The sequence below is a fragment of the Halorussus amylolyticus genome (genome assembly GCF_004143485.2).
In the GTDB taxonomy this organism is placed as follows: domain Archaea; phylum Halobacteriota; class Halobacteria; order Halobacteriales; family Haladaptataceae; genus Halorussus; species Halorussus amylolyticus.
On the sequence record NZ_ML974130.1, the window covers coordinates 532363 to 554346 of the forward strand.

Sequence of the window (21984 nt, forward strand, 5' to 3'; positions counted from 1 at the left end):
TTTCCCCCCCCCCCCCCCCGTGCCCCGGCGGGGGGCCGCGGGGGGCCCCCGCCCCCCCCCCGCGACGATTCACGCGGATACTCCGAGCGACGGTTCGCCCCCGAGAGCGACTCTCGGGGGCGAACCGTAATCGTGAATATCCGCCCCGAAAATCGCTATCAGTATGCTGACAGACTTCGGAACGCTGTACTCCGACGTGTTCGCGCCGGAACTCTTCATCCTCGCCTGCACGCTCGCGCTCCTCGGCTACGAGTGGCGCGCGGGGTCTGAATCCGGGGCGACCCGACTCGGCGCGCGACTTTTCACCGTCCTCGCGGGGTGGGCGGTCGCGTTCGCCATCTACGAATCGACCGGCCTGCTGTTCGACCCGATTCCGGCGTGGGGGTCGGACTTCACCGGGAGTCTCGGCGTGGGTGTCGGCATCCTCCTCATCGGCGGGGTGTGGTGGAGTCGCAGGTGGGGCCGCCACGTCCCGACGTTCGCGGCGGCGCTGTTCGCGGTGACGGCGGTTCACATCGCGGTGACGCCGTTCTGGGACGTGTCGAGTCACGTCGCGTACACCGCGGTTCCGGCGGGCTACCTCGCGCTGGCCGACCGGCGGTTCGCGCCGGTCGTCGCCGTGCCGGTCGGGATGGTGGCGGCCCGGCCGCTCGCCGGTGCGCACACGTGGGCCGAGTCGGCCGCGGGACTCGCGCTCGCGGCGGTGTTCGTCGCCGCGGTGGCGGTCCGGTCGTCCGGCGCGGTCGAGCGAGCGCGCCCCGAGAATAATTGAATTCGTTCAGAGCGAGACAAACCGACTCAGAGCGAGACGTCCGCGAGGTCGGCGTCCAACTCCTCGACGTGGTCGTTGTACGCCTCCACGAACCCCGAGAAATCGTCCGCGAGACGCCGAACGTCCTTCGCGGACGGGTGTTCGTACTGCGAGAGGAGGTAGACGCCGCCCTCGCCGCCGACCCGGAGATACGACGCGCCGTCGCGGTCCCACTTGAGTTCCCACCGGGTGCCCGAGACGCGCGCCGAGAAGGTGCCGTACTCGTCGGGTTCGTACCGCGAGCATTCGAGCGCCATCCGGTCGGCGGCGTCCCGGATTCGATTCAAGATTCGGTCGCGTTGGGCGACCACCGACTCGGTCGAGGCGACTTCCGGAAAGTCGGCGTCCACGTCGTCGAGCACGCCGTCGAGCGAATCGACGTACCGATTGTACGACTCCACGAACGCGTCGTAGTCGGCCATCGCGGTCGCGAGCGCCTCGGGTTCGGGAGGCTGTTTGGTCGAGACGACGTAGGTCTCGCCGCCCGGCCCGCCGTCGAACCGGAGGTACTGGAGCGCGCCCGCCTCGTACTTGAGCGTCCACTCCCCGGCGTCGGTGTCGAAACTCCGCTGGCCGTAGTCGCCGCCCTGTAACACTGCGAGTTCGCGCGCGATGGTCCCGGCGTGTTCGGTGACCGCCGCGACCACCTCGTCGCGCTCGGCGGCGAGTTCGGCGGTCGAATCGACCGCCTGCTCCGTGGGGTCTGTCATTGTGGAATCGAGGAACGCGGGGGGCATAAGCGATGTGAACCGGATTCGACCGCCACCGCCGCGGCCGCCGATTGGGTGGTCTACGCCCGCCAGCGGAGGTAGCCGCCGGTCCCGACCAGACCGAGAGAGACCAGCGTGAGACCGAGTTGGAGACCCGCGTACCAGTAGGGGAGACCCGGAATGGCCCCGCGGAGGAGGCTCACGGCCGGGTCGAGGACCGGCAGGCGGTCGGCCGACTGGGTGTTGATGGTGCCGTAGCGCTCGCCGGTCGGCCGCTCGCCCTCGGGGAGGCGCTCGGCCTCGTAGGGGATGTGGTCGGTGGTGATACTGTGGACGACCGTCCCGTTCTCGTCCACTTCGAGGACGCGCTTGTTGAGCGTGTCAGTGACGAGGGTGTTGCCGTTTTCGAGGCGGTCGGCGTCACGCGGCCAGTCGAACGGAATCCCACCGGCCGAATCGAGTTCCCACGCGACCTCCCACTCGTCGTCGTCGTTCCGGTGGAGTTCGACCACGCGGTTGTTGTCGCTGTCGGCGACGAGGACCGCCCCCTCGCCGAGCCACTGGGGATTGTGCTGGTGGTCCATCACGTCGGGGTCGCCACAGCGAACGTCGCCGTCGCCGTCGGTGTCGCTGAGTTGGTTGTCTCGGGTACACGAGGAGTCGTCGCCGCCGTCGTCCTCGTTGATGACCTCGACGACGCCCTCGCCGCGCTCGACGACGAGGACCTGGTTCGCGTTGCGGAGCGATACGAGGTACCGGTTCTCGCTGATTACGTCCACGTCGTTGATGTGGAGCCAGTCGGTCTTCGTGGGGTCGTCGGGCGCGTCGTAGAACGACTCGGCGTTCCACTCCCACACCTCCTCGCCGTTCTTCACGATGACGAGTCGCTCGTGCTCCATGTCGGTGACGAGAAACTCGCCGTCGCCGACGCGCTCGACGTCGTGGACCTCGCTGTTCGTGGGCGTTCTGACCGGGTAGGAGTACTCGAAGACGGTCTCCGGTTCTGGGTCGGGGTCGATGATGCGGAAGCCGGTCCGGGTACACGGCGACTCGTAGGGGCCGCAGTCGTCGTAGCCGCCCTGCATGAATCCGGCCATCACGCTCCCGTTGTCGAGCATCGTCACGTCGAAGTAGCTGTCGGTGTCGCCCGAACGCCAGACGCTGTCGGTGCCCTCGAACAGGCTGACGCTCCCGTGGTCGTGCCACCCCGGACCCCCGCCCTGCACGCCGACGAGCGTCTGGCGCTGTTCGTCGTCGGTCGTATCGACGCTCCGGTCGGGCGTGACGACCGCGCTGACCGTGAGCGTCGAAGCGAGGAGGACGACCCCCAAAACCGCGAGAACCGTGCCGCGCATCTGGCTATCCATCACGAATCGGTGGTGACGGACCGCGGGAAAAGGCTTCGAAATCCTTCCACTCTCCTGACCTTCTCGAACCGTTCAGCTCTCGAACCGCTCGCTGCCGGAACCGTCTGCTTGATACCAGTGGCTCCGAGTTGGACTGTGTATGTCCGAGGCCCGCTCCGAGTTCCTGTCCGGCGTGCGAGACGTGCTGCCCGCGCTCCCCGCGAACGTGCCGTTCGGCATCATCGCCGGCGTGGCGACGGTCGGCGTCGGCATTGACGCCGGGCAGGCGCTCGCGTTCGCGGGCCTCCTGTTCGCGGGGGCCGCACAGGTCGCGGCGGTCGAACTCGTCGGCGACCGCGCGCCGATTGCGGTCGTCGTCCTGACCGCGCTCGTCGTAAATCTGCGATACGTGATGTACAGCGCGTCGATAGCGACGCACTTCGAGAGCCTCTCGGCGCGCTGGAAAGCCGTGACCGCCTTCTTCCTGCTCGACGTGACCTACGCGCTCTCCATCGCGCGCTTCGACGCCGACCGCCCCGACGCCAATCGGTGGTACTACCTCGGCACCGCGCTCCCGCTCTGGGTCGTCTGGGTCGGGGCTAGCGCCGTCGGAATCTCGTTCGGCTCGGGCGTGCCCGACCACTGGCAACTCGACTTCGCGATTCCGCTCCTGTTCATGGCTCTGCTGTTCTCCGCGCTCGACGACGCCGCCTCCTACGTCGCGAGCGCGGCGTCCGGCGTCCTCGCCGTGGCCGGATTCGGCCTGCCGTTCAACGCCGGGATTCTGGTGGCGGCCGCCGGAGGAATCGCCGCGGGGGTTCTCGCCGACGGGGTGGCCGATGAGTAGCGCGCCGTTCGCGGACAGTACCATCTGGTTCGTCATCGTCGCCGCGAGCGTCGGGACGTTCGGGCTTCGGCTGTCGTTCATCGCGCTGTTCGGCCGAATCGACACCGTACCGCCGGGCGTCGAGCGCGCGCTCCAGTTCGTCCCGGCCGCCGTCCTGACCGCGCTCGTGGTGCCGGACCTCGTCTACCTCGACGGCGCGTTCGCGCTCGGCGCGACGAACCCCCGCCTGCTCGCGGGCGGTCTCGCGGCCGTCGTGGCGTGGCGCACCGAGAATATGCTCGCGACTATCGGAGTCGGCATGGTCGCGCTCTGGATTATAGAGTGGCTCCCGGTCGGCGCGTAGCCCGGTCTCGCGACCGGGCTACGCGCTCAGAGAAACGACAACGAACCGGGAGTTACCGGAACGACGACGGGCCTGCCGTCTCCCGTCGCTCGGTTTGGCTCGCGCGAACGGTATCCGAATGGCTTATACGTCGCGAGCGGAAGGTCCCTCTCGCATGTCAACAAGTGGCAGTGGCGGGAGTCCGGTCGAGCGAATCGGCTACAGGCTCTCGACAGTCGTCGAGCGGTGGATGCCCAGTCCGTTTCTGTTCGCGATACTGCTGACGTACGTCGTGTACGTCGCGGGATTGGCGGCGACCGACTCCGGACCGGTCGAACTCCTCGAATTCTGGTACGACGGGTTCTGGGCGTTCCTCGGCTTCTCGATGCAGATGGTGTTGATTCTGATGACGGGGTTCGTCATCGCCTACCATCCGCGAGTCAATTCGCTCCTGAAGCGACTCGCCGAGATACCGAACTCCGGCGCGCAGGCCGCCGCCTTCGTCGGCGTCGTCTCGATGACGCTGGCGTGGGTTCACTGGGGCTTCAGCCTGATTTTGGGAGCCATCTTCGCCCGCGAGATGGGCAAGGTGGCCCACGAGAAGGGCATCGACGTCCACTACCCGCTGCTGGCGGTCGCGGGGTACATGGGTCTCGGGCTGACGTGGCACTGGGGACTCTCGGGGTCGGCCCCGCTCCAGCTGACCGACCCGAAAAACATCGGCGAGGGAACCGGATTCGACTTCCTCGCGTCCACCGTCCCGGCCTCCGAGACCATCTTCCACCCGTACGCAATCATGCTGACGGTCCTCTCCATCGCCTTCGCGGCCCTCGTGCTGTACGCCCTCGCGCCATCGGGTGGCCGAGCGAAGGGAATCACCGAGTACGTCTCCGAGGAGGAACTGTTCGACGCGACCCCCGACGGGGGTTCGGCGGAGACCGAGCCGGTGGACGACGATGCGACGGACGACGCGACGGCGGATGCACAGTCGGCGTCGAACGCGGCGACGGTTCCGGCCGAGCGACTCGACAACAGCAGACTCCTCGGCGGTCTCATCGCCCTGACGGGCGTGGCCGTCGTCGCCTACCAGTTCGTCCAGCAGGGGCTGGGCGCGTTCACGCTCGACACGGTCAACTTCGGCTTCCTGATGGCGGGTCTGCTCATCTACCTGCGACCCGCGTACTACCGCGAGCGGTTCGGCGAAGGCGCGACGGCCGCCGCCGGAATCATCCTGCTGTTCCCGTTCTTCGCCGGGATTCAGGGCATCATGGCTAGCTCCGGACTCGCCACGATGCTCGCGGAGGCCCTGCTCAGCGTCTCGACGGCCGAGACCTACCCGGTCGTCGCGTGGCTCGCCGGGTCGGTCGCGAACCTGTTCGTCCCCTCCGGCGGCGGCGAGTGGCTCGTCCTCGGCCCGTCGGTGCTCCAGGCGGCGGAAAGCCTCGGCGTGCCCGCGGGACAGGCGACCATCGCCTACGCGGTCGGCGACGCCCACACGAATCTGCTGAACCCCTTCTGGGCGCTGCCGCTGCTCGCCATCACCGGCGTCAAGGCGCGCGAGATGTTCGGCTACGCCATCGCCATGATGCTGGCGCTGGTGCCGTTCCTCGCGGTCGTCCTCTACGCGCTGCCGTACTGACCCGAATCGCCCCGCTTCAGCCCGAATCGAGAACCGCCTCGTTTCGATTCGAAGCGAGAATCGCGCGGTTCGAACCCGAAGCGACTTTCTCTCCCGCGCGAGACGGTCCGCTCGATGCGTCGCCCCTACTACGGCTGGGTCATCGTCGGCGCGTGCTTTCTCGGCTCGTTCGTGGTATTCGGCGTGAGCTACTCCTTTAGCGTCTTCCTCGACCGGATTCTCGACGCGTTCGGGCGCTCTCGCGGCGCGACCTCGTTGGCGTTCGGCGTCCAGACGCTCTCGATTTACGTGGGCGCCAGCGGCGTCGGCGTGCTCGTGGACCGCTACGGCACGCGCCGGATGCTCGTCGTCGGAACCCTGCTCACGACCGCCGGACTCGCGAGCGCGAGTCGTGCCACCGACCTACCGAGCCTGATTCTCACCTACGGCGTCGTGACCGGTCTCGGACTCAGCGTCGTCTACGTCGTCTCGTACGCCACCGTGACGCGGTGGTTCGACCGACGACTCGGTCTCGCTGGCGGCCTCGCCTCGGCGGGTCTCGGCGTCGGGATGCTCGTCGTCGTGCCGTCGGCGACGTGGCTCGTTGCCCGACTCGGTTGGCGGGACGCGCTCGGCGCGCTCGCGGTCGGCGCGGCCGCGGTCCTGCTGGTCGCCGCCGCGCTCGTCCGCGACGACCCGACGACCACTGCCGTCGAGCCGCCGGACGGCGAGTTCGTCGGCGCGACGCCGACGGCCAACAGCCAGACGCTGGCCGACCAGTACGCCGACGCGAAGGACATCGCGACCAGACCGTCGTTCGGCCTGTTGCTCGTCGGCTGGACGCTCGTCTACGCGACGCTCTACGTCGTCCTCGCCCACCTCGTGCTCCACACGGTCGATGGAGGTCTCTCGCGGGCCGTCGGTGCGACCGCGCTGGCGCTCGTCGGCGCGACCAGCGCGGTCGGTCGCGTCGGAATCGGGCACCTCGGCGACGTGAGCGGACGGCTCCGGGTCTTCGTCGCGTGTTCGGCCGCGATGGGCGTCTCGACGCTCTGGCTGGTCGCGGCCGACACGGCCGCTGGAATCTACGCCTTTGCGGTGGTCTACGGACTCGCGTACGGCGGCAACGGGGCACTGCTCTCGCCGCTCGTCGCGGACCTGTTCGGTCGGGCGAACATCAACGCGGTGTTCGGCCTGCTGTCGATGGCGTTCGCGATTTCGGGCCTCATCGCGCCCTCGGCCGCGGGTGCGACCTACGACGCGCTCGGAACCTACGACCCGGCGTTTCTGGCGACCGGCGCGGCGGCTCTCGTCGGTGCGGGTGCGGTCGCCGCGGCCGGGCGTCTCGCGTGAGTACACTCGGGAAACCGTCTCGCGTGCGCGAGACGGTTTCCCATCTACGTTATCCCATCTACACTATTCGCGAGGCGAAATTCCGACGCCTTCCGCCAGCAGTTCGTGGGACCGCAGCGCGTCGTCGTGGTCGCCGACGACGTGCTGAATCATCACTTCCTCGACGCCCACGCGGTCGGCGAGCTGTTCGAGGAGTCCGGCGAGCGTCTCCGGACTCCCCGAAATCGAACGCGGCCACTCGTCGGCGTCGAGCGTGGCGGGCGTCGGCTCCGGAACGCCGCCGAGTTCGTCGATGGCCTCCTCGACGGACGGCCGAGGCCCGACCTCGCCGCGGCGCATCCGCTTGTACGACGCCTCGACCACCGCGCGAAGTCGCGCCGCCTCCTCGTCGGTGTCGGCACAGACCGCGTTCACCGCGACCATTCCACGCGGTTCGTCGATGCTGCCAGCCAACCGCGACGGCTCGAACTCCTCGCGATACTCCTCGAACGAGTGGACGGCGAACTGCGGCCGGATGAACGCCGCGAAACAGTACGGGAGGCCGAGTTCGCCCGCGATGGCCGCGCTGGAGGGACTCGACCCGAGCGCCCACGGGACGGGCGTTTCTGCACTCGAACGAGGGATTTGGAGGTCGGCGTACGCGTGGTCGTCGGGGTAGTCGTCGTAGAGGTGATTCACCACGGCCTCGATTTTCTCGGCGTGGTCCTCGTCGGGATTCTCGACGTGGCGCTCGGTCCCGAGCGCGCTGTCGGACGCGGGCGACCCGTTCGCTCGCCCGAGTCCGGCGTCGATTCGACCGGGTGCGAGCGCGTCGAGCGCGCCGAACCACTCCGCAGCCTTGAACGGACTGTAGTGGTTGAGCAACACCGCGCCCGACCCGAGCCGAATCGAGTCGGTTTCGCCCGCGAGATGCCCGAGCAACACCTCTGGACTCACGCCCGCGAGCGTGTCCGCCATGTTATGGTGTTCGGCGACCCAGAATCGCGAGAAGCCGAGTCGCTCGGCCTGCCGCGCGGTTTCGACGGTGTTCGCGTAGGCGTCGGTCGCGGTCCCGTCGGCGGGGACCGGCGAGAGGTCTACGGCGGAGAGTTTCATACGCGAATTCGGGGCCTGGAAGGGATAACGGTTTGGCTCCGGGCGGGTGCTCGTTAGCTGACCTTACGTGCTCTTGTCCATGTTGTGCCGAACTCGGTCGAGGACTTCCCCGTGTTCGTGTTGCGGGCTGAACAGCACGAAATCCGTGTCTTCGTCGGCTCGGAGGGTGTGTCCGGGCGGCCAGTAGAACAGGTCTCCGGTCTCGTCCACTTCGTCGGTCCCGTCGGTGTACGTGACCGTGAGCGCGCCGTCCACCACGTACCCCCAGTGCGGCGACTGACACCGGTCGTCTTTCAGCCCTTCGAGCAGCGGCGTGAGGTCGGTTCCCTCCGTGAGCGTGAAGTATTCGGCTCCGAACGTTCCGTAGTTCGTCGCATCGCCGAAATCCGTCTGTTGGCGCGCGACGGCGTTCGGGCTGTCGATTCTGATTGGAATGTCTTGTTTCGCTTGCTTCATCGGTCTCGCCTCTCGGCGAGAAGCGATACGAGTCCGAGGGTTAGGTAGGCATCTCGTGGTGATTTATCAGCGACTGACTGCGTCGCGGACGGTGAACGCTGGTCACTCTGTGCGGGTCGGATTCGTTTCTGACCGTGTAAAACGAAATGCGGGAAAGGTAGTGGGCCGACGCAGATGTCGAACTCGGGAAGACGGTCCGGGATGCTCGCTCCGGAAGAGCAAACTCTTCCGTGCCCTCGTTCGCTTCGCTCACGAGGACTTCGCTGCGCTTCCGGGCGTGCGACTTCCCTGCTCGAATCTGCTTGGCGTCACGATTCCCGCTCTCGGAACGCCTCGCTATCGCTCGGCGTTCGTTGAGTGCGGGAAAGGTAGTGGGCCGGCGCAGATTCGAACTGCGGTTACGGCCACCCGAAGGCCGAAGGATACCAAGCTACCCCACCGGCCCGCATATCGAACGTAGCGACGACTGCCTTTAATGGTTCCGAAATTATGCGCCGTCGCCGACCGCGGATTCGACGTACGTCACCGCCTCTCGCGGGGTCTCGACCACTTCGACGCCCGGCGCGTCGTGGGTCCCGAGACCGGCCACCGGGCGCTCGAACACGCCCGCGAAGCCGAGTTCCGAGAGCGTGCCCGGTCCGCCGTCGATGGCGATTGCGGCGTCGCTGTTCAGCACGACCAGCCCGTTCCGGGCGTGGCCGAGTCCGGTCGCGACGGCGACATCGACGTGGGGGTTCGCGACTCGGCGGTCTTCGCCGGGGAGGATGCCGATGGTTCGGCCGCCCGCCTCGCTCGCGCCGCGACAGGCGGCTTCCATCACGCCGCCGAGACCGCCGCAGACGACCTCGTGGCCGCGTTCGGCGAGCAGTCGGCCGACTTCTTGAGCGACCGCGGCTTCTTCGTCGGTGACGGTTCCGCCGCCGATGACGCTGACTCGCATGGGTGTGAGTCGTCGATGAAGGGTGTTGAGAATGTCGTTTACGCTTCGAGAAGGACCGAGGCCTTCGGACTCGCTTCCGCGAGACCAAACAGTGAGTCCGCGACTTTGCGAGACCACACAACGAGTCCGTGACTTTGCGAGACCACACAACGAGTCCGTGACTCCCGGTACCTATGAGAAACCGCACAGCACTGCGACCGCCCAGCGACCGCACCGCGCCCCCGTGCCTCCCCGCGTGCGGTCGCGCCTTCGGGCGCGACCGCGGCGCGTCCCGTGGCTTGCGGAAATTCACGAAATCCGGGGTTCGCGTAAGTCCGCGAAATCAGTAGCTGACGAACCCCTCGGTGTCGAGATAGTTGTGCGCCACCGTAATCGCGTGGTCGGCGTGGAGGCGTTCGGGACCGAGTCGGACCCGCTCGTCCGCGGCGTCGGCCAGCAGGGCTTCCTCCTCGTCCCGGAAGTCGTGGTGGTCCGAGAGGACGAACGCCGGGTTTTCGGGCGGCTCGACGTCCACTACGGGGTCGCCGTCCTCGTGGAGTTGTACTATCGTTCCCGTGCGCGCGACCTCCTCCAGAATCGGGTCGAACCCCCGCTTCGAGAGGTGGACGCCCGGCGTGCTCTCGGCTTCCATGTGGCCGATGGCCTCGTCTTTTTTGTCGAGGGCTTGCCGAATCAGCGCGGCAGTGCTTCGCTCGTCGGGGTTGAGCCGCCGGAGTTCGGACCCCTCGAACCGAATCGCGAGTTCGTCCCGAAGGACGAGGAAGACTCGCACGTCCTCGCGGATGTCGTGCGAGAGGAAAAAGGCGGAGTTGACGCACCGACACAGCACGTCGAGGCGGCCGGCGCTCCCCGCGAGGTCGTCGAGCGAGAAGTCGGAGGTCGTGGGCGCGTCGTGACCGAGGACGATGAACTGTCGCATAGGCCGGTCTACTGGCGGGAGGATAATACGCGCGTCGAAGCCTCCCGAGAGTGAGACGGTCGGCTCAGGTAGCGGGTACGCGGTCCCTTCCGCCCAGAAACAGCCGGACTGCGTGTCGAGTCGTGAGCGCAACCGACCGCTCCGGAGGGGTCCCGACTCACCTGAAACAAACGACCCCTGACTCGCGGCCCACCGCCGCACTCGCTCGCGCAGTTCTCGTGTGGCCCCGCCTGAAACCCCGTTTGCCGCCGCATAACAATGTGTGTGTCCGACTACGGTTGGTGGTACGAGCCGATAACGCGGCGCTAATCCCGGCCTCCGGTCGGGTACCGTCGGACTATCGGCGTTAGGGAGGCACCAAGATATGAAGCTCGCAATGATAGGCTTTGGGCAGGCTGGCGGGAAGATAGTGGATAGATTCGTCGAGTACGACCGGCGAATCGGGAGCGACGTCGTCCGGTCGGCCATCGCGGTCAACACCGCGAAGGCCGACCTCGGCGGACTCGACAACGTTCCCGAGCGCAACCGCGTGCTCATCGGACAGGCCCGCGTGAAGGGCCACGGTGTGGGCGCGGACAACGAACTCGGCGCGGAAATCGCCGAGGAGGACATCGGCGAGGTACAGGGGGCCATCGACGAGGTTCCGGTCCACGAAATCGACGCGTTCCTCATCGTCGCGGGGATGGGCGGCGGGACGGGGTCGGGCGGCGCGCCCGTCCTCGCCAAGCATCTCAAGCGCATCTACACCGAACCGGTGTACGGACTCGGCATCCTTCCGGCCCAAGACGAGGGCGGCATCTACACGCTCAACGCCGCGCGGTCGTTCAAGACGTTCGTGGACGAGGTGGACAATCTCCTCGTGTTCGACAACGACGCGTGGCGCGAGACGGGCGAGTCGGTCCGGGGCGGCTACGACCGAATCAACGAGGAAATCGTCCGGCGGTTCGGCGTGCTGTTCGCGGCGGGAGAGGTCCAGCAGGGCCAACAGGTCGCAGAGAGCGTGGTGGATTCGAGCGAAATCATCAACACGCTCGCGTGCGGCGGCGTCTCGACCATCGGCTACGCGACCGAGACGGTCGGAGGCACCGACGGCGGCCTCCTCGGCCGATTCAAAGACGACGAGGTGGACGCGACCCAGACCACGAACCGAATCACGAGCCTCGTCCGGAAGGCGGCGCTCGGCCGCCTCACCCTTCCCTGCGACGTCGAGAGCACCGAGCGGTCGCTCGTGGTCACGAGCGGGCCGCCGAAGTACCTGAATCGCAAAGGCGTCGAGCGCGGGCGGAAGTGGCTCGAAGACGAGACGCACTCGATGGAGGTCCGGGGCGGCGACTACCCGCTTCGGAGCACCGACCACGTGGGCGCGGTGACACTCCTGTCGGGTGTGACGGAAGTCCCGCGCATCAAAGAGCTACAGGGCGTTGCGGTCGAGACCCAGGACAACATCGAGACCATCCGCGAGGAGAGCGACGACAATCTGCAGAATCTGGTACAGGACGATGCCGGAGAGTTGGAGGCGCTGTTCTGAGTCGGAGTCACCTGCGTTCGGCGCTCACCACACACGGACTGCGGGGGTCTCGCAGTTCTCGCAGACGACTGCGTCGTCGCCCTTGAACGTCTCGCGGGTCAGCGTCCCCGCCGTGCACCAGCAGCAGTCGTCGCCGACGAGCGACCGAAGCATCGACTCGGTCGTCCCGCTTCGAGAAGTTTCTTGCATCGTTCGGATTGCTACCGCAACGGAGTATGAAACTGTCGATTCAGTAAGGAAATCCGTCACATCTGAATCTTCCACGTCCATCGCGAGTCGAGATAGTACCGGTAGAGACCGCTGATGAAGATGGCGAACCCGTTCCCTATCAGATACATCAGGCCGCCCCACGTCACGAACACGTAGAGCAGGCCCACTTGCAGGGGAATCGCGGTGCCGCGAACCACGTTGGTCCGGAGCAGTCCAACGAAGTACTCGAACCGGGTGGTGTGGCTGGAGTGCTGGAACGTCCACGCGTTGTTCACGACGTACTGAAGGAGGATGGTGACCTCGATGGCAATCGTGGCACCGATTAGATAGTTGAGTCCGCCGTACTCGACGAGCATCCAGAGCAGGGCTGTCTGGACGAGCGCGGCCCCCGACCCGACGAGGACGAATCGGTAGAGGCGCACGACGGTTCTTCGTTCGACCAGATTCCAGAGGTTCTGATATCCCATTCTCATTGGTGTCGGTCGCGTCTCGACGGGGCCGCGTGCGACGTCCGCGGGGCGGTGACGGAACCGAGTCACTGCGACTCCCACTCGTCCGCGTCGGTTCCGTCTATAGCGATATATAGTGCTTTCATCTCCTCCGACTAAAATCGTTGCTTTCGATTCGACGAACGTCGTTACTCTCCTCCTCCGACGAACGTCGCTGTTTTCGACCTCGACGCGGTCGCTCGAATCGAAGTCGGGTCGCGGCCCGAGACCCTGGGTTGCGGAAAGGCGTACTTATTCGTCGGCGCGCGAGAGTCTCGGCGTATGGACCACGTCACGACGCTCGCGTGTCCGCTCTGTGGCGAGACGTACGACCCCGAGCAAGTCATTTACACCTGCCCGAACCACGAGGGCGTGACGGGAATCTTGGAGGTCGAGTACGACTACGACGTTATCGACGACCGATTCGACGCCGATCTCGACGGCGACATCCCCGACCAGTGGAAGTACCGCGCGTTCCTTCCGGTCGCTGAGGACGCCGAAATCGTCAGTCTCGGCGAGGGCGGCACCGATATTCTCGACGCACCACGCCTCGGCGCGGAACTCGGCGTCGAGATGCGCATCAAAGACGACGGCCGGAATCCCACGGGCGTGCTGAAAGACCGCGCGACCAGCGTGGCGGTCACGAAGGCGAAGGCCGCCGGTCGGGACGTCATCACCTGCGCCTCGACCGGTAACGCCGCCGCCTCTCTCGGCGGGTACGCCGCGCGCGGCGGCCTCGACTGCCGTATCTTCGTGCCGGACGACGCCCCGGAGGGAAAACTCGCTCAACCGCTCGTCTACGGCGCGGACGTGCTGGGAGTCGCAGGAAGCTACGACGAGGCGTACGACCTCTCGCTCGAAGTCACCGAGGAGTTCGGGTGGTACAACCGAAACGCCGCCATCAATCCGTTTCAGGTCGAGGGCAAGCGAACCGTTGGCCACGAACTCGCAGAGCAGACCCGCGACGACTGCCCCGACTGGGTGGTGTTCTCGATGGGCGACGGCTGTAGCATTGCGGGCGGGTGGAAGGGTTTCCGGGAGTTCGCCGACCTCGACTACGTCGAGAACACCCCGAAGATGCTCGGCGTGCAGGCGGCGGGAGCCTCGGCCATCCACGACACCTTCCAAAACCACGACGATATCGCGGAGGTCGCCGACACGCTCGCCGACAGCATCGCGGTCGGCCGCCCGCGCAACACGCTCAAAGCCTGCACGGCGCTCGACGAGAGCGGCGGCGACTCGGTGGTCGTGACCGACGACGAGATTCTGGCGGCCGAAGCCACGCTCGGGCGCACCGAAGGAATCTACGCCGAACCGGCGGGGGCCGCGCCAATCGCGGGTATCCGAACGGCCCGTCAGGAAGGTATCATCGAGGCGGGCGAGTCGGTCGTGGCAGTCGTGACCGGCAACGGCCTGAAAGACGCCGAGAGCGCGATGCGCGCGGCCGGAGAAGTCGAGCGAATCGACCCGAACCTCGGCGACGTGGTCGAACGCTACGGCGAGTAGAGACGACTGGGGGTTTTCGGTCGGACTTCCTCGTTCGCGGTGCGGGTGCGATTTCATCCGTACCGGGAGTCGCTCGCTTCTCGCTGTTCGGACGCTCACACTCGGTTTTCACCACGAATACCACAGTGACTTCCCCGAAAGCTCTCGGCCGCTCTCGGTCGCTCCGCCGACTCGTTTCGTCGTTCCCTCGACTCGTCTCACACCACTGGCTTCGGCTTGCCTCGCTCTACTCTGCCCTGCCTCGACCTGCTCTGCTCCACGGTCTCACGGTACACAGATTGAAATACCGACGCGCGAACTGGCACGTATGAACGTGGCTCTCGACGACGAGCGGTTCCGCCAACGATTCGAAGCACTCAACGAAATCGGCGCGACCGAGCGCGGGGGCGTGAACCGCCCGTCGCTCTCGGCGGCGAACAAGGAAGCCCGCGATAAGCTGGTGACGTGGTTCGCCGACGCGGGTCTCGACGTGGTCGTGGACGAGATGGGAAACATCTTCGGGCGGCGCGACGGAACCGACGACTCGCTCGCCCCCGTGATGGTCGGGTCGCACGTCGATAGCCAGTACAACGGCGGGCGGTTCGACGGCGTCATCGGCGTCCTCGCGGGTCTCGAACTAATCGAGACGCTCAACGACCGCGACGTTCGGACCGAACGCCCGATAGAGGTAGTGTCGTGGAGCAACGAGGAGGGCGTGCGATTCCAGCCCGACATGCTCGGCAGCGGGGTGTTCGCGGGTCGGTTCGACACCGAGTACGCCCACTCGCTCGAAGACAAGGAGGGCGAGACGTTCGGCGAGGAACTCCGGCGAATCGGCTACGAGGGCGAGACGCCGTGCGAACCCCGCAGTCTCCACTGCTACTTCGAACTCCACGTCGAGCAGGGGCCGTACCTCGACGAGGCCGACCTGAGCGTGGGCGTCGTGGAGGGCGTCTACGGCTTCTCGTGGCTGAACGCCGCGTTCGAAGGAAGCGCCGACCACGCCGGACCCACGCCGATGCATCTGCGGTACGACGCGCTGGTCGCCACGAGCGACGTCGTTCAGGCGGTTCGGCGCATCGCAGGAACGGGGAGCGAGGACCTCGTCGGAACCGTCGGGTCGCTCGACGTGCGCCCCAACTCCATCAACGTCATCCCAGAGCGGGTGGAGTTCACGGTCGACTTCCGGTCGTACGACAACGCCGTGGTCGAAGCCGCTGTCGAGCGGGTCGGGCGCGAAATCGAGTGGGCCGCAGAACGCGAGGGCGTCGAGTGGGAGTGCGAGGAAATCATGCGCCTCGACGCCGACCCGTTCGCCGACGAGTGCATCGAGACGGTCGAACGCGCCGCCGAGCGCGTCGTGGGCGAGGACGGCTACGCCCGCCTCGTCAGCGGTGCGGGGCACGACGCCAACTACCTCAACAAAATCTGCCCGACGGGCATGGTTTTCGTGCCGAGCGTCGACGGCATCAGCCACGTCGAGGAGGAGTACACCGAGTGGGACGACGTGGTCGCTGGCGCGAACGTCCTCGCTCACGCGGTGGTGGAGAAAGCCGGTGGAAAATAAAAGTAATTGTATCTTCGTCGAAGGACATGTGGGGAAATTCGAACCAGCTTCTTTTAACTCATTTACAGTACATTCATAGGAATAAATGAGTAAAAGACCACAGACGGACATATTATATCGGAATATCTGGATTTCTTAGTTTATTTGGCGGCACTCAGTTTCAATCGTCTCCTGACTGCCGATCGGACATCGGTGTGGTCGTTCCGAACCGGTGTCTTCGCTCCGGTTCTCGAAAAACGCACGTAAAAGCGGAATACTATACATCTGTGAAACGAGGTGCTCACCAGTCACTTGATCTCTCAATTACGACCTACTCAATCGTCTATTTGACTCGCAGAGTCCCACCACCAGAAAGTACAGTTATTTATCTCTGCAACTGCGCTCCGGCTCCGCCGAGTGGTCGCGTCGGTACACGAATCGTTTATGTCTGCACTCCGAATAGGGTGACGGATGACCGAGTCCACGCCTACCTACAAGGTGTCGCGGGTCGCGCGGGAGCGCGACCTGCCGGGCGTCGAGGACGAACTCGCGGAGTACTGGACCCGAGACGACGACTCGATGAGCCTCCGCGAACTCGCGACCTACTTCAACGAGGCAGTCCTCCGGTCGGCGATGGAGAGTGCGGGCATCGAGTCGCTCGACGGCGAAGTCGCGAACACGTACCGCCTCCTGACCGACGACGAGGTGAGCAGCGGCGTCCGGACCGAGACCAGAAAACAACTCGAACGAAACGGCGTGGACGTGGACCGACTCGAATCGGACTTCGTCACGTATCAGGCGGTTCGAACGTACCTTCGCGAGGGTCGCGACGTGACCTACGAGCGACCCGACGACCAAGCCCGCGTCGAAACCGTCGCGCAGACGCTCGGCCGCTTGCAGAATCGCACCGCGACCGTGACCGAAACCAAACTCGAACAGTTGCGAGACGCCGACCGAATCGACCTCGGGGAGTTTCGCGTCCTGCTGGACCTACAGGTATTTTGCCAGCAGTGTGAGACCCAGTACGGCGTCGGAACGCTACTGGAGCGCGGCGGGTGCGACTGTCAGAACGGCGATTCGGCGGAGTAACGCCTGTACCGCTGTTATCTGTAGTCGAGACCCGAAACACTATCTCGGGGGCGACCAACTGTTCGTAAATACACAGTAGTGTTTGTATATGTTCTCTTCCCGATATCGAAATTCAACAAATCGTACAAAAAGAGAGATTCGAGGATGGTTCGACGTACTCTTCCCGAGATACTGCCGGAAATCCAAGAGAGTCGCGCATTTTCCATCTCTTCTTCACTACTGAGCATTCGGCATTCGACCGCTCCCTTTCGAGCGCGTATCGGCTCTACTGGGGAGAATTTCGGGAGACAGTCGCTATCTCGATGCGTGACTCTCGGCTCAGAATTTCCCCGGGTCGAACGCCTAACGTCCGATTCCGGTCGCCGGACTTCAACTATTTATGCATATATCTCATGAGTGCCTCCGCGTCGAAGGAGCGCGTATCCGACGAGTCCCGACCCGACGACGAGGATTCCCGAGACGAGCAGGAGGACCCGGTAGCCCGCGAGCGACGATGCGAACGCGGCCTCGGCGACGTACGTGAACGAGACCGGGCCGAGGGTCTGTCCGAGTCGGAGCATGCTGGTCCGCATCCCCATCATCCCGGCGCGGAGTTCCCCGGAGACGAGGGTGACGACCGTGGTGTCGATGGAGGGCATCACGATGCCGAAGCCCACGCCGAACACGAGGAGTGCCGCACCGACCAGAACAGGCGACGGCGCGAGCCACACCCCGAGCAGGCTGGTGCCGTAGGCCACGAACCCGAGTGCGAGCAGTTCGGGCGCGGTCCGCCACTCCGAGACCCGGCCGTACTGCGAGGAGACGGTCGCGCTGGCGATCGACACCATCGCCAACACCGGGCCGATTTGGCCGGCCGAGAGACCGAACTCGTCGCTCAACAGGAGCGGCAGCGCGGTCAGGACCGCACCGTAGAACACGAAGAAGATGACGAAAATCGTGGCGAACAGCGCGACGGCCTCGGGGAGCACCACCACGTCGCGCATGCGGCCCAGATACTCGCTCACGCCGGTCGGGTCGCGCCGGTCGGGTTCTTCGAGCGCGAACACCGCGACGAGTCCGACGAGGAGCGCCACCCCGAAGAACAGGAACGGGACGTTCCACCGGATTCCGGCGAGCGCGCCCCCGACGAGCGGGTAGAGCGCCGCACCCGTCCCTATCATGCTCCCGTTGAGACCCATGACAGCGTTCCGGCGGTTCCCCTCGTAGAAGTCGCCGATGAGCGTGACCGCGAGCGTGACCAGCGCGCTCGCGCCGATTCCCTGGAGGAATCGCAGGACGAGGATTTCGGTGAAACTCCCGGCGAGCGTGATGCCCGCGCCCGTCACCCCGAAGACGAACAACAGCGGGATGATGACTCGTCGCCGACCGATTCGGTCGGCGACGAGACCGATGAACGGGGTCAAGAAGACGCCCGGAAGCGTGTAGACGGTGATGACCAGCCCCACCTGCGCGTCGGAGACGCCGAACACCGCCCGGAGGTCGGGGAGGACCGGACTGATGAGCGAGACGCCCATCACGCCGATGAGCGAACTCGACAGGATGACGTAGAGCGCGCTCGAATCCCACGGAATCGTCCGGCCGTCCGCGCCGTCGCTCTCTGTCATTCGACTGTGGACTCGTCTTGACGCCGTGTTCGGATGTACGTTTTCGTATCGGCATGCTCGCGACGACTGTCGTATCGGCACGCTCGCGACCACACCCGAACGGGTTCGCGGTCACGCCCGGTCGGGCGTGACCGCGAACGAGCCTCGTACCGGTTCGTGGGTACACCGGTTCGCGGTTCGCCGCCGTGGGAACGCTGATGTGACACCGGCCCAATCATCGCGTATGACGGTTGCCCAAACGGTCGAACTCGAAGGACACATCATCGACTCGGGGATGATGCAGCAGTGTTTCGGCGTGGTGATGGACCTCGACGGCGACTTCGACGTGGAAGTGTTCGAAGTCGGCAAACGCAAGGACGAAGAATCGTACTGCCGGATGACGGTGTCGGCCGACGACGAGGACCAACTCCGCGAGATTCTCCACGAGCTCCACCAGGTCGGCGCACACCTCCCCGACCCGCCGGACGCGACGCTCGCGCCCGCGCCCGCCGCGCAGGTGGTCCCCGACCGCTTCTACTCGACTACGAACCACCCGACACAGGTGCGCTACGAGGGCGCGTGGCTCGACGTGGAGAACATCGAGATGGACTGTGCAATCGTGGTCGAGGAGACCGACGACGGCCCGCGCGCGTACACGAAGGTCTTGAACGCAATCGAGGAGGGCGACCGAGTCGTCACCGACGAGGCGGGCGTCCGGGTGGACCCGCCCGAGCGACCCCGGGGGTCGGGCGGTCCGTTCGGATTCATGCAGGGCGGGGTCTCCTCGGAGCGACCGTCCGAGTCGCTCATCCGCGAAATCGCCGACGCAATCGCGGACACGAAGGCCGACGGCGGGAACGTCCTCGCGGTGGTCGGCCCGGCGCTCATCCACTCGGGGGCGGGTGATGCGCTCGCGCGACTCGTCCGCGAGGGCTACGTCGATGCGCTCTCGGCGGGTAACGGCTTCGCGGTCCACGACCTCGAACGCGGCCGGTACGGCACCTCGCTCGGGATGGACATGGAGACGCTCGAACACCCGCGAAAGGGACACAAACACCACATCTACACCATCAGCGAGGTCATCCGAGCGGGGGGCATCGAGGCCGCTGTCGAGGACGGACTCGTCTCGGAGGGCGTGATGTACGAGTGCGTCGAAAACGACGTTCCCTACGTCCTCGCGGGGTCGATTCGGGACGACGGCCCGCTCCCCGACACGATTACCGACTCGGTCGAGGCCCAGAACGCCATCCGCGAGCAGGCCCACGACGCCGACATGGTGTTGATGCTCTCGACGCTCCTCCACTCGGTCGCGGTCGGCAACTGCCTGCCCTCCACGACGCGGGTGGTCTGCGTGGACATCAACCCCGCGACCGTGACCCAACTCCTCGACCGGGGGAGCGCCCAAGCCATCGGAATGGTCACGGACGTGGGGACGTTCGTGCCGACGCTCGCCGACGAGATTCTGGACGAGTCGTAGTCGGTCCGGGCGATTCTCCGCGCGGGCGACGACGCCCGGCAGGGCGTCGTCGCCCGCCGAATCACGCGCTCGTCGAAATGAACGCGCCCGGCGAACCGAAATCGCTACTGGTGGGTGAACAACAGCACGTTCTCGTCGGAAGTCGTCACGCAGAGGTCGAGGACCCGGCTGAGTTCGAGGCTGTCGTACTCGCCCTCGCAGACCACCAAATCGTCGAACGGTTCCTCGCACGCCGGACACGCGATGCTGACCGTGTTCCGGTAGGTGTTGACGGTGCCCGCGGATTCGTACGGCGTCAGCGACGAGACGAGTTCTTCGAATTCGCTTTTGTCCATCGTTCGGCGGTTCGGTGGTCGGGAATCGTGATAGTTCTATCGCTTAGACAACCGCTGGCACGCTTCCTCTGAGACTCTCTCTCTGGCACGCTCTCTCCGGAACACTCCCTCTGGCACGCTCGCGGCCGACAGGGTCGGCTGCGAGCGTCTCCGAACCGTCGCCTACGCCAATTTCCCGAATCTCTCGGGCGGTCGTCGGTGGTCGCTCGCCTGCTCGTAGCCGTACGCGAGTTCGAACAGTCGCGGTTCGGCGAACTTCCGACCGAGCAGTTCGACGCCCACCGGCAGACCGTCGTCGGTGAATCCCGCCTGCAGGACGACGGCGGGGAGACCGGTGTGGGCCGCGAGTTCGCACCGCAACTCCGAGAACGGCTGGCGGGCGGGCATCTCGACCGGCGGAATCGCCGACGGCGGGTAGACGAGCGCGTCGAGGTCGCGCTCGACCAGCAGTGCGGTCGTCTCGTCGGCGATTCGGCGGCGGCGGTCGAGTTTCCGGAGGTACTCGGCGTTCTCGTCGAGCGTCTCGGGGTCGGTGTCGAGGATTTCGCTCCCCTCGATTCGAGACCCGACCGCCTCGGCGACCTGCCCGGACGCCACGATGTCGGCGAGCGAGTCGTACGGCGGGTCGTCCAACCCCGCCAGATACCGGTCGAAGTCGCGCGCGAACTCGTAGGGGAGGACGCGGGCCGAGTCCAGAAAGTCGGTGTCGGTCACTTCGACGGGGTCCACGACGGTGGCTCCGGCGGCGTCCATCTCTGCGATTGCATCCTCGACGGTCGCGGTGACGCGCTCGGCCTCGGCCTCTGTCGCGCTCTCGTCGTCGCTTCGGCCGAAGAACTCCCGGACGACGCCGATTCGCGCGCCGTCGAGACCGTCCTCGTCGAGGTGGGCGACGTAACCGCCTTCGGGGACGTTGCCCACGCCGTTCGCGGTCACGGGGTCCTCGGGGTCGTAGCCGACCATCGCGTCGAGCGTCAGGGCGGCGTCGGCGACGGTTCGGGCGATGGGACCCGCCGTGTCCTGGGTCTCGCTCAGGGGGACGATGCCGGTTCGACTCACCAGTCCTCTGGTGGGTCGAACCCCGACCAGATTGTTGAACGCGGGCGGCGACCGGACCGACGAACACGTGTCCGACCCGGTTCCGATTGCGCCCAGATTCGCCGCGATTGCGGCCGCGGTGCCGCCGCTCGACCCCGACGGTCGCCGGTCGAGCGCGTAGGCGTTCGAGGTCTCCCCGCCGAGCGAGCTAATCGTATCGACGCCGAACGAGAACTCCTGAAGGTTCGCCTTCGCGAGAACAACGCCGCCGGCCTCGCGGAGTTGGGAGACGACGAACGCGTCTCGGGGCGGCACCGACTCTTCGAGCGCCTTCGACCCGGCCGTCGTCGGCATGTCTCCGGTGTCGTGGTTGTCCTTCAGGACGATTGGGACGCCGTGGAGCGGGCCGACGAACCCCTCGGACTCGAACGCCGAGTCGAGGCGGTCGGCCCGGTCCCGAGCGCCGGGGTTCACCGTCAGAATCGCGTTCAGGTCGGCGTCGTACGCCTCGATTCGAGCGAGGTACGCCTCGACGAGCGACCGGACGGTGAGGTCGCGGTTTTCGATGGCGTCGTGAATCTCCGCCACGGTGGCTTCCACGACGTCGAACGCGGCGCTGTCCGTCGATGGGTCGGTGTCGGCCGATAGGTCGTTGTCCTCTGCGGACGAGTCGTCGGTCGGTGTCGGCATCTTTGCGAACTGATACCGCCCCACGTACTTAACGGCTCCCGATTCCGGGTCACGACCGGCGATGCGACTCGCGAGCGAGTCGCATCGAGAAAAGGGTC

At 66.0% G+C, this 21984-nt stretch carries 21 protein-coding genes and 1 tRNA gene; 10 read left to right on the plus strand and 12 right to left on the minus strand.

Annotated features, from left to right (window positions below):
* Positions 1-163: 163 nt before the first annotated feature.
* Complete coding sequence (locus EKH81_RS02725; protein WP_132057873.1) at positions 164-772, plus strand: hypothetical protein; 609 nt, start codon at positions 164-166, stop codon at positions 770-772.
* Positions 773-798: 26 nt separating this feature from the next.
* Here the strand turns inward: EKH81_RS02725 and EKH81_RS02730 are convergent, their stop codons facing one another.
* Entirely contained in the window at positions 799-1521 is a 723-nt protein-coding gene (locus EKH81_RS02730) for a profilin-fold protein (RefSeq protein ID WP_132057872.1), read from the minus strand.
* Positions 1522-1601: 80 nt separating this feature from the next.
* Positions 1602-2888 (minus strand): aryl-sulfate sulfotransferase, encoded by a 1287-nt coding sequence (locus tag EKH81_RS02735; protein ID WP_132057871.1) that lies wholly within the window; start codon positions 2886-2888, stop codon positions 1602-1604.
* 139 nt (positions 2889-3027) lie between these two features.
* Here EKH81_RS02735 and EKH81_RS02740 point away from each other — a divergent pair, with 139 nt between their 5' ends.
* The 4 genes from EKH81_RS02740 (at position 3028) to EKH81_RS02755 (ending at position 7007) form a co-directional block, all read left to right on the plus strand.
* Entirely contained in the window at positions 3028-3714 is a 687-nt protein-coding gene (locus EKH81_RS02740) for an AzlC family ABC transporter permease (protein WP_132057870.1), read from the plus strand.
* Positions 3707-4057, plus strand: coding sequence for an AzlD domain-containing protein (locus tag EKH81_RS02745; protein WP_132057869.1), 351 nt, complete (start codon positions 3707-3709; stop codon positions 4055-4057). Before EKH81_RS02740 ends, EKH81_RS02745 begins: the two co-directional genes overlap by 8 nt.
* 154 nt (positions 4058-4211) lie before the next feature.
* Positions 4212-5675: a short-chain fatty acid transporter gene (locus EKH81_RS02750; RefSeq protein ID WP_132057868.1), complete on the plus strand. Its 1464-nt coding sequence runs from the start codon at positions 4212-4214 to the stop codon at positions 5673-5675.
* A gap of 114 nt (positions 5676-5789) precedes the next feature.
* Positions 5790-7007: an MFS transporter gene (locus tag EKH81_RS02755; RefSeq protein WP_132057867.1), complete on the plus strand. Its 1218-nt coding sequence runs from the start codon at positions 5790-5792 to the stop codon at positions 7005-7007.
* Between the two features lie 63 nt (positions 7008-7070).
* Here the strand turns inward: EKH81_RS02755 and EKH81_RS02760 are convergent, their stop codons facing one another.
* The 5 genes from EKH81_RS02760 to trmY form a co-directional block, all read right to left on the minus strand.
* Positions 7071-8102, minus strand: a complete 1032-nt coding sequence (locus EKH81_RS02760) for an LLM class flavin-dependent oxidoreductase (RefSeq protein ID WP_132057866.1) — start codon at positions 8100-8102, stop codon at positions 7071-7073.
* A 63-nt stretch (positions 8103-8165) separates the two neighbouring features.
* Positions 8166-8558: a cupin domain-containing protein gene (locus EKH81_RS02765; RefSeq protein ID WP_132057865.1), complete on the minus strand. Its 393-nt coding sequence runs from the start codon at positions 8556-8558 to the stop codon at positions 8166-8168.
* Positions 8559-8930: 372 nt separating this feature from the next.
* A tRNA-Pro gene (locus tag EKH81_RS02770) sits at positions 8931-9003 on the minus strand.
* A gap of 42 nt (positions 9004-9045) precedes the next feature.
* On the minus strand, positions 9046-9498 hold the full coding sequence (locus EKH81_RS02775; RefSeq protein WP_132057864.1) for a TIGR00725 family protein: 453 nt from the start codon (positions 9496-9498) through the stop codon (positions 9046-9048).
* Positions 9499-9820: 322 nt separating this feature from the next.
* Positions 9821-10417, minus strand: coding sequence for a tRNA (pseudouridine(54)-N(1))-methyltransferase TrmY (trmY, locus tag EKH81_RS02780; RefSeq protein WP_132057863.1), 597 nt, complete (start codon positions 10415-10417; stop codon positions 9821-9823).
* Between the two features lie 364 nt (positions 10418-10781).
* Here trmY and EKH81_RS02785 point away from each other — a divergent pair, with 364 nt between their 5' ends.
* Positions 10782-11945, plus strand: coding sequence for a tubulin/FtsZ family protein (locus tag EKH81_RS02785; RefSeq protein ID WP_202935037.1), 1164 nt, complete (start codon positions 10782-10784; stop codon positions 11943-11945).
* 24 nt (positions 11946-11969) lie between these two features.
* On the opposite strand, the gene EKH81_RS02790 is transcribed toward EKH81_RS02785, so the two are convergent.
* Together EKH81_RS02790 and EKH81_RS02795 are read right to left on the minus strand one after the other, a co-directional pair.
* Positions 11970-12134, minus strand: a complete 165-nt coding sequence (locus EKH81_RS02790; protein ID WP_162224350.1) for an HVO_A0556 family zinc finger protein — start codon at positions 12132-12134, stop codon at positions 11970-11972.
* A 56-nt stretch (positions 12135-12190) separates the two neighbouring features.
* Complete coding sequence (locus tag EKH81_RS02795; RefSeq protein ID WP_132057862.1) at positions 12191-12622, minus strand: GtrA family protein; 432 nt, start codon at positions 12620-12622, stop codon at positions 12191-12193.
* Between the two features lie 303 nt (positions 12623-12925).
* Between EKH81_RS02795 and thrC the strand changes: the two genes are divergently transcribed.
* The 3 genes from thrC (at position 12926) to rdfA (ending at position 16763) form a co-directional block, all read left to right on the plus strand.
* Positions 12926-14149, plus strand: coding sequence for a threonine synthase (thrC, locus tag EKH81_RS02800; RefSeq protein WP_132057861.1), 1224 nt, complete (start codon positions 12926-12928; stop codon positions 14147-14149).
* Between the two features lie 307 nt (positions 14150-14456).
* Complete coding sequence (locus EKH81_RS02805; protein ID WP_132057860.1) at positions 14457-15695, plus strand: Zn-dependent hydrolase; 1239 nt, start codon at positions 14457-14459, stop codon at positions 15693-15695.
* A 450-nt stretch (positions 15696-16145) separates the two neighbouring features.
* Positions 16146-16763, plus strand: coding sequence for a rod-determining factor RdfA (gene rdfA, locus EKH81_RS02810; protein WP_132057859.1), 618 nt, complete (start codon positions 16146-16148; stop codon positions 16761-16763).
* A gap of 377 nt (positions 16764-17140) precedes the next feature.
* Here the strand turns inward: rdfA and EKH81_RS02815 are convergent, their stop codons facing one another.
* A complete protein-coding gene (locus EKH81_RS02815; RefSeq protein ID WP_132057858.1) occupies positions 17141-18367 on the minus strand; it encodes an MFS transporter in 1227 nt (408 codons plus the stop codon).
* A 223-nt stretch (positions 18368-18590) separates the two neighbouring features.
* On the opposite strand from EKH81_RS02815, the gene EKH81_RS02820 reads away from it, so the two are divergent.
* Complete coding sequence (locus EKH81_RS02820) at positions 18591-19823, plus strand: ornithine cyclodeaminase, nickel-pincer nucleotide-dependent (RefSeq protein ID WP_132057857.1); 1233 nt, start codon at positions 18591-18593, stop codon at positions 19821-19823.
* Positions 19824-19927: 104 nt separating this feature from the next.
* Here EKH81_RS02820 and EKH81_RS02825 read toward each other — a convergent pair whose 3' ends face one another.
* Positions 19928-20158 carry a DUF7385 family protein gene (locus EKH81_RS02825; RefSeq protein ID WP_132057856.1) on the minus strand — a complete coding sequence of 77 codons (231 nt, stop codon included), beginning with the start codon at positions 20156-20158 and terminating at the stop codon, positions 19928-19930.
* A 162-nt stretch (positions 20159-20320) separates the two neighbouring features.
* Positions 20321-21886, minus strand: coding sequence for an amidase (locus EKH81_RS02830; protein WP_132057855.1), 1566 nt, complete (start codon positions 21884-21886; stop codon positions 20321-20323).
* Positions 21887-21984: the final 98 nt, after the last annotated feature.